Here is a 10,414-nt window from a genome sequence, read left to right on the forward strand (position 1 = left end):
GATCCAGGTGGGTTCCTTCCGCACCAGCCGGGATGCCGAGGCCCGCAAGGCCGAGCTGGCCTTGATGGGATTCCAGAGCCGGGTCGAGAAGGCCGATGTTCGCGGAACCGCCTATCATCGCGTGTTCGTCGGCCCCCTGGCCGGCGAGGAGATCGGCGAGGCCCTGAGTCGCCTCGAGGAGGCCGGGGTCGAAACCCTTCCTCCACGACGGGTCGACGGCTAGCCAATCCTTCACCGAAGGGCGCCGGCCCGACCATTTCCTTCCTGTCGCCCGTCCTCCGACACCTCGACACTCAGCCATGTCGCTGCTGGGTTGTTCGGAATGCCCCGATATCATGCTGGCCGATCAGCTCTTCCGCTGGCCCGCGACGTCCGGTTGCTGCCCCTCGACCTGTCATCTCCGGCAACACGCCGCGGGAGACGTGTGCTGCGCCCCGGGGCTTGCGCGCGACCGCCCTTGTCGCGCAGGTCATTGATTGCACTGCGTGATCGACGACCGAGTGCCATACTCGGTTAAAGGGCACCGAGTGCTATTACTAGAACGATCCGCCCGGCCAGTCACCGGTCGTGGATGGATCGCCGTGGACGCGAGGGAGCAGCATGGCGCGACTGGCTGTGCCAGCCGGCGTCACCCTGTGGCGGGGTGTCGTCCGGAAAGGGTGTGCTCCGCTGCGCCGGTCATTGGGGAGACCTGACGGTGACCGGCGGCGGAGCCGCCGGCACGTGCGTGTGTCCTGGCTGTTACTGCTGTTCTGGCTTCTCGCCGGTGGCTTGACCTCGGCGGTGTTCGCCTCGGAACAGCCCCTGCTTTCCCGCGCCGAGATCGCCTTGGCCGATGCCCCGCTCTCGCCCCGGGAGGCCATGGCACTGGAGTTCCGTGCGGTGGAGGGCGAGACGCACAATCTGGGCCCCTACGATGGTCATGTCTGGTTGCGCCTCGTGCTCGACGAGACCGACCTGCGTGTCCACGGACGCTGGTTGAGCCTGCACTGGCCCTATTTCGAGGAAGTGCACCTCTATCTGCTCGATCCGTCGGCGTCCGCGGAGCCGGTTGAAGTGTGGGTCGGGCAGGACGGCACGCACCGGCTTGTTCTGCCCAGGGATCCGGGGCGCGAGTTGCCCGAATTCACCGGCGAGCGGCTGCTGTTGATGGACGTGAAGTCCGATGGGCCGGCGGCCCTTGCACTGAGCCTGGGGACGCTCGAGGCCGAGCGCCAGCGCAACCTGATCCGCTACTCCCTGTTCGGGGTCTACCTGGGTGCGATGCTGGGAATGGCGGTCTACAGCCTCTTTTTGATGGTCGCGGTACGGGAACGCACCTATCTCAGCTACGCCGCCTTCCTGGCCAGTACGGTCCTCTATGTGGGGCTGCAGCACAACATCCTCACCCCGTTTCTCCCGGACCTGATCCAGGCATTCTCCCCGGTCGACCGGGCGCAAGTGGCGGTGGTCGTCATGGTGGTGACCGCCATCTGGTTCGTACGGCGATTCCTTCGCACCGAGAGGGATGATCGCCTGCTGGATCGTGTGCTGCTGGCGGTTACCGCCGTGGCCCTGTTCGCCGTGCCCGTTTCGCTGACGTGGCACGGGATGTTGCCTTTCGCTGCCGTCGCCGGTAGCGGGATGATCGCCGTTGCCGCGATCATCTGGGCGTCGATCCGGGCCATACGCAGGGGCTTCGGGCCGGCGCGCTTCCTGCTGATGGGGTGGACGGTGTTCTCGCTGGCCGTGCTGCTGCACTTGGGGCTGCTGGCCGGCGTGCTGCCCTACGCGTACTGGCTGTTGGCGGTATTGCCGGTCGGTTCGCTCGCCGAAGCACTGCTCCTGGCCTTCGCGCTGGGCAATCGCATTCGCCACAAGCAGCACGAGGAGGCCATGGTCGTTCGTGAGCGGGACCGCTATCGCTCTCTGAGCGAGCAGGATGGCCTGACCGGACTGTTCAATCGCCGGGCACTGGACCGGCAACTCGAGAAATCCATCGGTGACGCGCAGAGGGTGGGCGATCCGTTGTCGGTGATCGTGCTGGATGCCGACCACTTCAAGGCCTACAACGACAGTTACGGACACCTCGCGGGCGACGACATCCTGCGTTGTCTAGCCCGGGTGATGAGCAACAACGTCCGTCGCGAGGACTGCTGTTTCCGTTACGGTGGCGAGGAATTCGTCATCCTGCTGCCCGGAAAGACACTCGAGCAGGCCACCCTGATTGCCGAGCGCATTCGGGATGTGTTCCAGCGAAATTCGTCCTCGAATCACGGTCCGGGCTGCACGGTGAGTATCGGTGTGGCCCAGTGTTGCGAGGAAGACACGCCGGCAACCTTGCTGGCGCGCGGAGACGCCGCTCTCTACCGGGCCAAGGAACTGGGGCGTGACCGTGTCGAACGGGCCGCTTGCCCGCCTGCCCGAAACGCGGCGAGGGTGATAGACTAGCGTGTTTGCGAATCCCGAACCGCCCGCCATGCCGGGCGCCGGCGCACAACACGGTTCACTGCTCTGCGAGGCGTTTGAAGATGTCGATGGAAGATCGCGATGGCCTGATCTGGCTTGACGGCGAGATGGTCGAATGGCGCGAGGCCAAGACCCACGTGCTCACCCACACCCTGCATTACGGCATGGGCGTGTTCGAGGGCGTGCGGGCCTACAGGACCGACCGGGGTACCGCCATCTTCCGCCTCGAGGACCACACCCGCCGGCTGCACAATTCGGCCAAGATCCTCGGCATGGCGCTGCCCTACGCCGAGAGCGAGCTCAACGAGGTCCAGCGTCAGGTCGTGCGCGAGAACAACCTGGAGAGCGCCTATATCCGCCCGATGGCCTTCTACGGCTCCGAGGGCATGGGCCTGCGTGCCGACAACCTCAAGGTGCACGTGATGGTCGCCGCCTGGCACTGGGGCGCCTACCTCGGCGCGGAGAACATCGAGAAGGGCATCCGCATCCGTACCTCCAGCTACTCGCGTCATCACGTCAACGTGACCATGTGCAAGGCCAAGGCCAACGGCGCCTACATGAACTCCATGCTGGCGCTGCGCGAGGCCACCGCGGCGGGCTACGACGAGGCGATGCTGCTCGACACCCAGGGCTTCGTCGCCGAAGGCTCGGGCGAGAACATCTTCATCGTGCGTGACGGCGTGCTCTTCACGCCGGACCTGACCGCGGCGCTCGACGGGATTACCCGCCGGACGATCATCTCGCTGGCGAACAAGTTCGGTATCCCGGTAGTGGAAAAGCGCATCACCCGTGACGAGGTCTACATCGCCGACGAGGCCTTCTTCACCGGCACCGCCGCCGAGGTCACCCCGATCCGCGAGGTCGACGACCGGCCGATCGGCAACGGCGTGCGCGGACCGATCACCGAGCGGCTGCAGAGTACCTATTTCGATCTGGTCGAGGGCCGCTACCCGCCGCTGGCGGACAACTGGCTGGACTACGTGGAGGCGAAAGCATGAACCCGGATACCGCGTCGCACCCGGACGATTTCGAGACCCCCAACGCCGATCGGGTGGTCGAGGTCACCCAGGAGGACCTGCCGATCTACTGCCCGCCCGAGGACGAAGCCCTCTGGAATTCGCATCCGCGCGTCTACATCCACCTCGAGCACAAGGGCGACGAGGCACGCTGCATCTACTGCAGCACGTTGTACAAGCTGGTCGACTGACAGGCACCCGGGCACCCGCCCGATCTTGCCCGGCCGGACGCGAGTGGGCTTGCGCCCCGCTCAGCCCGGCGTGATGCCCAGCCGCTCGACGATCGCATCGGCCACCATGCCGGTGTCGTCGACGGGATCGTATTCCCATTCGGCCAGAGTGCCGTCGAACCTGCGGGTCACGCCTTCCTCGCGCAATGCACCGTGGAACCGTTCCAGCCGCTTCGAGTAGCGGCCAAAGTCGATTACGTAGAGCGGCTTGCCCGTCGAGGCGGCCTCCGAGACCATCGAGGCCGAATCGCCGGTGACCACCAGATGGTCGGCCAGCCCCAGGATGCCGAAATAGGGGTTCGGCCCCTCGCGGTTCCACAGCAGATGCGGGACCTCGGCGATCGCCTCTGCGAGCGCCCGGGTGTTCTCATCGCCGGTGCGCCGGGACGGCGTGACCAGCAGGCTGCCGCCGTGCGTTCGCGCCGCGGCGGCCAGTTGCTCCCCGATCCGGCGCGCTTTTTCGGGCGTCAGCCTCATGGTCCGGTTCGAGCCGCCCAGCAACACGCCGATCCACGGGCGGGGCAGGTGGGTGAAGTGCTCCCGGAACTGTCCGGCCGCTTCATCGAGTTTCGCGCGGCTGACATGGTGGATCGCTCCGCGCGTGGGCAGCACGTTCGGCCCGGTCAATCCGTCGTGGCGCGGGGGCGCGACCAGGTCGAAATGCCGGGGCGGGATCAACGGGTCCTGTACGTGCACGGTAAGGCACTGCCCTTGGCTGGCGCGTCGGACGGCAATCGAGACCGCGGCGCTGCGCCGGCCGCAGGTGATCAGCACCCGCGGCCAGGGCGGGGACACCTCGTCCGAGTCGGGGGTGAGCTTCGTCAGCGGACGAGGCACCCAGTGCATGGGCAGGGCGCGCCAGGGTCGGCGCATGCCGATGGTCTTCTGCACGACCGGCCAGCCGGTGCGTTCGGCGACGGCTTCGGCCAGCCCGCGGGCCTGGTTGGCCATGCCCGCCTCGCCGGTGGTCAGGGCCCAGATCTCGTTGACGGTCTCGGGGGTGTCATGCATGCGGACATGATAGCCTTTCGGCAGATCGCCGGGGGCCACTGGGAGAGGACGGGATGACAGGGAACGAAGGCAAGGAAGACGGCCCGGTGCGCCGCCTGACCGTGGTTCAGATGCTGCCGGCCCTCGAGGGCGGCGGTGTCGAGCGCGGCACGCTCGAGATCGTCGAGGCGCTGGTGGCCGCCGGTCACCGTGCCATCGTCGTCTCCGAGGGCGGGCGACTGGTCGACGAACTCGAGGCGATCGGTGGCGAGCACATCACCCTGCCCGTCGGTCGCAAGTCTCTGACCACGCTGCGCTACATCCCCGTGATCCGTCGCCTGCTGCGCGACGAGGCCGTCGACATTCTCCACCTGCGCTCGCGGCTGCCGGCGTGGATCGGGTACCTCGCCTGGAAGGGGATGCCGAGCGGGTCCCGCCCGCATCTCGTCACCACCGTCCACGGGGCCTATTCGCCCGGCTGGTACAGCGCCGTGATGACCAAGGGCGAGCGCGTGATCGCCGTCTCCGACAGCATTGTCGACTACATCCGCGAGCACTATCCGAAGGTCGACCCCGCGCGAATCGTGCGCATCTACCGCGGCATCGACCCCGAGCGGTATCATCCCGGTTTTCGTCCCGATGGCGAGTGGGCGACCCGCTTCTTCGCCGAGCATCCGCAGGTGAAGGGGCGCTGGCTGCTGACCCTGCCCGGTCGCATCACCCAGATCAAGGGGCAGATGGACCTGATCGAGATCGTCGCCGGGCTCAAGGCTCGCGGCGTGCCGGTCCACGCCCTGCTGGTCGGCGGCGTGCATCCGCGCCGGCAGGACTACTGGCACCGCGTCCAGAGAGCCATCGAGGAAAAGGGCCTGGCCAACGACATCACCTGGCTCGGCCCACGCAGCGACCTGCGTGAAATCATGGCCATCAGCGACGTGGTGCTGTCGCTCACCCAAAAGCCCGAGTCCTTTGGCCGCACTGTCACCGAAGCCTTGGCGCTGGGGCGTCCCGTCCTCGGGTACGACCACGGCGGGGTGGGGGAGCAGTTGGCAGCGGTTTTCCCGGCTGGACGGATCTCGCCGGGTGATATTTCCGGGGTGACAAGGGTCTTGTCGACCTGGAGCGAGGAAGGCGCGCCCGACACCAGCCGCGAGTGCGTTCCCTATACCCTGCGACGGATGCAGGACGAGACGCTGGATCTGTATCTCGGACTCGTGGCCGAAGGTTTAGAAGTTGATGACAGGAGAGCAAAAGCGTGAATTTGGCTGCTGCGTTTAAATCGGGAAAGGGCAGTCAATTACTGGCCGGCGTTTCGTTTTGGTACATCGTGGCTGTGCCGTCTTTGCTGTTCCTGACCAATATCGGAGAAAAGGCGTATCAGGATGCCTTCTTCTTGGTCCTGTTGGTTCATGCGCTGTTTCGTGGGCGGGCTGACTGGTCTGCCCCGGTACTGCTTATCTGGAGCACGTGGCTTGCCTATCTCGGCTGGTGGGCGTTGACGGATTCGTTGGGGAGGGGGGCAATAGACCTGGATCCCTTTCGTACCGGTTTATTGATGCTGCTTTTGCCTTGGCTGGTGGGTTGGGCGCGGGACGAGAATTTCCGGCGGCCCTTGCGAGCTGGGTTCAGGGTGGCCCTGGGTATCGCGGCAGCGGTGGCCGTGATTCAGGTTTTCGTGCTTGGAGCGCCTAGAGCCACCGGTAGTGAGAACGCGCTGGTTTTCGCTGCACTTGTCTCCATTTACGGACTTTTCATCGTTTACGAGGAATGCGTGCGTGGACGGGGCCGGGGGCATCCAATAGTGTGGATGGTTGTCGCGCTGGTTCCGGTCGTACTGTCAGGAAGTCGAACGGTGATGGCAGCACTGCTGATTCTGTTCTTGCTTATGTTGTTCCGGTATCGGCGATCGGTGGATTTCCGCACGCTGATCGTCTCGTTTGTGGGAGCGACATTGTTTCTCGCCATTTTTGCAGGGCCACAGCTTGCCTCGCGTGTCACGAATGTTGTCGAGTCGTTGCCGACGAGCGTGGCGGAATGGCAAGACTTCCGCGATGAATTCGTTGGTATGGATTTCGTCGAGCCCAAGGCTGAGGAAACCGAGCCATCCGATGAGGTATCCGGCTCCCTAAAGCAAAGCTACAAGACGTCTCTGGGCTTCCGGTTGGTTTATTGGCGTACCGGTTGGGAGGTGTTTCTGGCGAATCCCGTTTTCGGGGTTGGCAGTACACAGGACATGCTGGAGGTGGGTAGCGTGCTCGGCCTGGGCTCGTTTTTCCACGATCAGCATAGCCATGTGCACAATACCTTCCTGCAGCATCTGGTCACTGGTGGGGTGCCTAAGCTGATCTTGCTGCTCAGTGTGTTGATCGTGCCTTTGTTTGTCTTGAAATCAGGGCAGGCTGGACGTGAACCGATTCTTTTCATTACTGCCGGACTCGTCATGTTCGGCATGACCAACATAGTGCTGGAATTGACTGTGGTGACGTTCATTTACACGCTCGTGATCGCCTATCTACTGACGGCCGGGCAAACCCGTGGTCGTGTGGCCGGGGGATTGAGCCATGAGCGCTCGGATGGGTCGGGAGATCATTCATGAAAATTAAGGCGCTCGGCAAGGAAATCGAATGGTATCTGCGGTTGTGGCGGTTGGCGCCAGCGCTGCTGCGGCAGTACGGCACGCTCAAGCCGGAGCGCGTTCGCCTGCCACGGTCTCGACACGCGGTGTTTATCGACACTGACGATCGGCGGGCGATGAAACGCATCCTGCTGGACGCCGTTCGCGGGCGATACCCGATCAACCGCCGCTTCTGGGTCGATTTCGTGCAGGCACTCGATCCGGAGGTGGCGCTGGATGTCGGTGCCAATTACGGGGAATGCGTGTTCGCCACCGAGTATGGCGAGTCGACGCAGGTGTACGCCTTCGAGGCCAATCCGGCGCTTCAGCCATATCTGCGGCGTTCGCGGGAGGAGCACCCTTCGGCTCACCGCATCGAGTTGGTGAATGCCCTGGTCGACGAGCGACCTAGGGGCTCGGTTCCGTTCTACGTGAATACGCAATGGAGCGGCGGCTCGACCGCGGTCCAGGGAGTTGCCGAGGACATTGCCGGACGCCGCGAAGTCATGGTCGAGACAGTGAGTGTCGACTCGGTGCTCGATGACATCATCGGCAAAGCCGCCACTTTGGTTTTCAAGATGGACATCGAGGGTTTCGAGCCCTTTGCGCTGCGCGGCATGGAGCGCCTACTCGATTCAGTGGAAACGGCCGTCGGTTTCGTCGAGGTCGACCTGCGGTTTCTCGAGAAGTCCGGCTGGACGCCCGAGGCGTACGACGAGGCCGTGCTCGACGGCTTTCGCCTGTTTGTAGCGGACGGCGAGAGCGAGACCCGGTTTCGCGAGATCCCCTCGCTGGCGGCGCATGTTCGCCGTGACAGCCAACTTCACTTTGACCTGCTCCTGGTCAAGGGGTGGCCGCAACGCCTGCCGGAGGGCTGGGAGCTCGTGACGGAATGAGTGTGGTTTGGATTGTCAGTGACGGGAATCCGGGCCACTACAACCAGTCGCGGGCAGTGGCCGAGGCCGTCAGCGATGCGCGTGGCTGGATGGTGGAATGGGTTACCGTTCGTCCGCGCTACCGCGGATTCTTGCGCCCGCTTATCTATCGGATGGTGAATACATTTGCCGATCGGATGGGCATGTCGATGGCTCGGCGACTGTTCGCCATCGAGGCGTTGCCTCCATCGCGGCCATCGATGGTGATCTCCAGCGGCGGCACGACCGCAGTGTTCAACGTGTTGGCGGCCAGCGAATTTGGTTGCCCGAATTTCTTTCTCGGGCGTCCGCCGTTGCGGTTCGACCGGTTCAGCCGCATCCTTCTTTCCGAGGAGGCGGGAGATGAGCCGAACGCGGTGCACCTTCCGTTTCTGCCCACACCCGTCACCCCCGAGTTGGCCGAGGAGGCTGGTACGGTGCTCAGGCGGGAGATCGGCGCCGGCGATTCGCCGCTATGGGCGATGTTGATCGGTGGCAGTAGTCGCAGTCACCGATACGATGAGAATGACTGGCGGGAACTCGCGGCCGGGATGAACCGTCTTGCGGCCCGATATGGTGGGCGCTGGTTGATTACCAGTTCCCGCCGGACGGGGGCGGTCGCCGAGGACATTCTTCGCCGGGAGATCGATTCGGAGGCGATCGCCGACGCGACGTGGTGGTGCAGTAATCCGCGTCCGGTGGTCCCCGCCTACCTGGGTGCGAGCAATGTGGCTTTTTGTACCCAGGACAGCCTGACCATGCTCACTGATGCCATGGCGGCAGCCCATCCCGTTTTCTCTCTGCATCCGGACATGGTCGTCTTCGACGAAGGTGCCGAGATGTTCAGAAGCTATCTCGAGCGACATGAAGGGGCGAGGCGGATTCGTCGTGTGCCGATTGCCGACCTGGGTCAGCTTGATCTCGACCTTTTCTCGGGGTTCGAGCCGGTGCGAGAATCGATCAAGAACCAGATTTACGAGGGATATGTCCGGGATTTGCTGGACGAAACCATTTGAGGTCCGCTTTCTGGAGGTCCGGGCATGAAGCAGTTCATCTGCATGAAATGGGGCAAACTTTACGGCCCCGACTACGTCAACACGCTTTACCGCATGGTGTCGCGCAACGTGACAGGGCCCATCCGCTTTGTCTGCCTGACGGACGATGCACAGGGCATCCTGCCGGAGGTGGAAACGTTTCCCTGTCCCGAAATCGACTTGCCTGCGCCACACAACAATCGTGGCTGGCGCAAGCTGAATCTGTACGCGCCTTCTGAACGACTCTTCGGACTCGAGGGCGACTGGCTCTACCTCGACCTGGATGTGGTGGTGACGGGCAGTCTCGATCCGTTCTTCGAGTATCGGCCGGAAGAGGATTTCATCGTGATGCAGAACTGGACGCAGCCGGGATCGGGGATCGGCAACACCTCCTGTTACCGCTTCCGCGTTGGCAGTCATTCCTACCTGCTCGACGACCTGGTCGAGCAACAGGATGAAATCCTGTCCCGATTCAGGAACTCGCAAACGTACATCTCGCGATCCATCCGCCGGATCGAGTTCTGGCCGGACGACTGGTGCGTATTGTTCAAGACCCACTGCGTCCCACCATGGCCGCAACGGTTCTGGAAGGAGCCGACGCTACCCCAGACGGCGCATGTGGTCGCCTTCCCCGGTGTGCCCAATCCGCACCAGGCCGTACGGGGCGAGTGGCCCGCGCCTTGGCACAAAAAGGTCTACAAGTTCATTCGGCCCGCTCGCTGGATCGCGGAGTACTGGAGGTGACGACACCGGGATCCCGGTGACCGTGGGCATGTCGGGGTGGTCGATGCGTGCCCGGTCGTCTCAGGGCGGGCACCCGGGATTTCTGTCTGGCTCGTTTACCGGGGTGTTCCTTTAACGGTGCCGTGGCCGAGCGTGTTTTCTGTGCCTCCCCGCGTGCCCGTACGGAGACGGGATGCCCTCGGGCAGGGTCTTGAACCGCCGATGCCCCCAGAGATACATCGCGGGGTGGCGGCGGACTTCCGCCTCCAGGCGTTCGACCAGCAAGGCCGTGTCGGCTACCTCGTCGCCGCTGGGGATTCCCCCGATCGGCGGTTCGATCTCTATCTCGTAGCGGTTGCCGAAGCGGCGGACGTGGTATGGCAGGATCACCGCCCTTCCCATGCGCGCGAGTATTGGCATGGCGGTGTTGGTGGCCGCCGGCAGG

The 10,414-nt window shown here is 64.0% G+C and carries 11 protein-coding genes; 9 read left to right on the forward strand and 2 right to left on the reverse strand.

The genetic code is table 11. The features are described from left to right. From ACESL5_RS03635 to ACESL5_RS03650, 4 genes are all read left to right on the forward strand, one after another. A partial coding sequence (locus ACESL5_RS03635) for an SPOR domain-containing protein (protein WP_372591425.1) occupies positions 1-223 on the forward strand: 223 nt, incomplete at its 5' end. A gap of 500 nt (positions 224-723) precedes the next feature. After that, the gene (locus ACESL5_RS03640) at positions 724-2,430 is read left to right on the forward strand and encodes a diguanylate cyclase (protein ID WP_372591426.1); all 1,707 of its coding nucleotides are present in this window, start codon (positions 724-726) and stop codon (positions 2,428-2,430) included. An 80-nt stretch (positions 2,431-2,510) separates the two neighbouring features. Then, positions 2,511-3,446, forward strand: coding sequence for a branched-chain amino acid transaminase (locus tag ACESL5_RS03645; protein WP_372591427.1), 936 nt, complete (start codon positions 2,511-2,513; stop codon positions 3,444-3,446). Next, positions 3,443-3,655: a zinc-finger domain-containing protein gene (locus ACESL5_RS03650; RefSeq protein ID WP_372591428.1), complete on the forward strand. Its 213-nt coding sequence runs from the start codon at positions 3,443-3,445 to the stop codon at positions 3,653-3,655. The genes ACESL5_RS03645 and ACESL5_RS03650 overlap by 4 nt, the downstream gene beginning before the upstream one ends. A gap of 60 nt (positions 3,656-3,715) precedes the next feature. Here ACESL5_RS03650 and ACESL5_RS03655 read toward each other — a convergent pair whose 3' ends face one another. After that, positions 3,716-4,705, reverse strand: coding sequence for a mitochondrial fission ELM1 family protein (locus tag ACESL5_RS03655; RefSeq protein ID WP_372591429.1), 990 nt, complete (start codon positions 4,703-4,705; stop codon positions 3,716-3,718). Between the two features lie 53 nt (positions 4,706-4,758). On the opposite strand from ACESL5_RS03655, the gene ACESL5_RS03660 reads away from it, so the two are divergent. Genes ACESL5_RS03660 through ACESL5_RS03680 form a run of 5 tightly spaced genes read left to right on the forward strand, consistent with a single transcriptional unit; the run spans position 4,759 to position 9,990 of the window. Next, positions 4,759-5,943, forward strand: a complete 1,185-nt coding sequence (locus ACESL5_RS03660; RefSeq protein WP_372591430.1) for a glycosyltransferase family 4 protein — start codon at positions 4,759-4,761, stop codon at positions 5,941-5,943. Beyond that, on the forward strand, positions 5,940-7,280 hold the full coding sequence (locus ACESL5_RS03665; protein WP_372591431.1) for an O-antigen ligase family protein: 1,341 nt from the start codon (positions 5,940-5,942) through the stop codon (positions 7,278-7,280). Before ACESL5_RS03660 ends, ACESL5_RS03665 begins: the two co-directional genes overlap by 4 nt. Continuing rightward, positions 7,277-8,194 (forward strand): FkbM family methyltransferase, encoded by a 918-nt coding sequence (locus ACESL5_RS03670; protein ID WP_372591432.1) that lies wholly within the window; start codon positions 7,277-7,279, stop codon positions 8,192-8,194. The genes ACESL5_RS03665 and ACESL5_RS03670 overlap by 4 nt, the downstream gene beginning before the upstream one ends. Before the next feature lie 2 nt (positions 8,195-8,196). Then, positions 8,197-9,228 carry an ELM1/GtrOC1 family putative glycosyltransferase gene (locus ACESL5_RS03675; protein ID WP_372591433.1) on the forward strand — a complete coding sequence of 344 codons (1,032 nt, stop codon included), beginning with the start codon at positions 8,197-8,199 and terminating at the stop codon, positions 9,226-9,228. A 24-nt stretch (positions 9,229-9,252) separates the two neighbouring features. Beyond that, positions 9,253-9,990 (forward strand): hypothetical protein, encoded by a 738-nt coding sequence (locus ACESL5_RS03680; protein WP_372591434.1) that lies wholly within the window; start codon positions 9,253-9,255, stop codon positions 9,988-9,990. Positions 9,991-10,101: 111 nt separating this feature from the next. Here the strand turns inward: ACESL5_RS03680 and ACESL5_RS03685 are convergent. Continuing rightward, the coding region (locus tag ACESL5_RS03685; RefSeq protein WP_372591435.1) for a lysophospholipid acyltransferase family protein at positions 10,102-10,414 on the reverse strand (313 nt) is incomplete at its 5' end.

It is taken from the genome of Guyparkeria sp., from assembly GCF_041687595.1.
Classification (GTDB): Bacteria; Pseudomonadota; Gammaproteobacteria; order Halothiobacillales; family Halothiobacillaceae; genus Guyparkeria.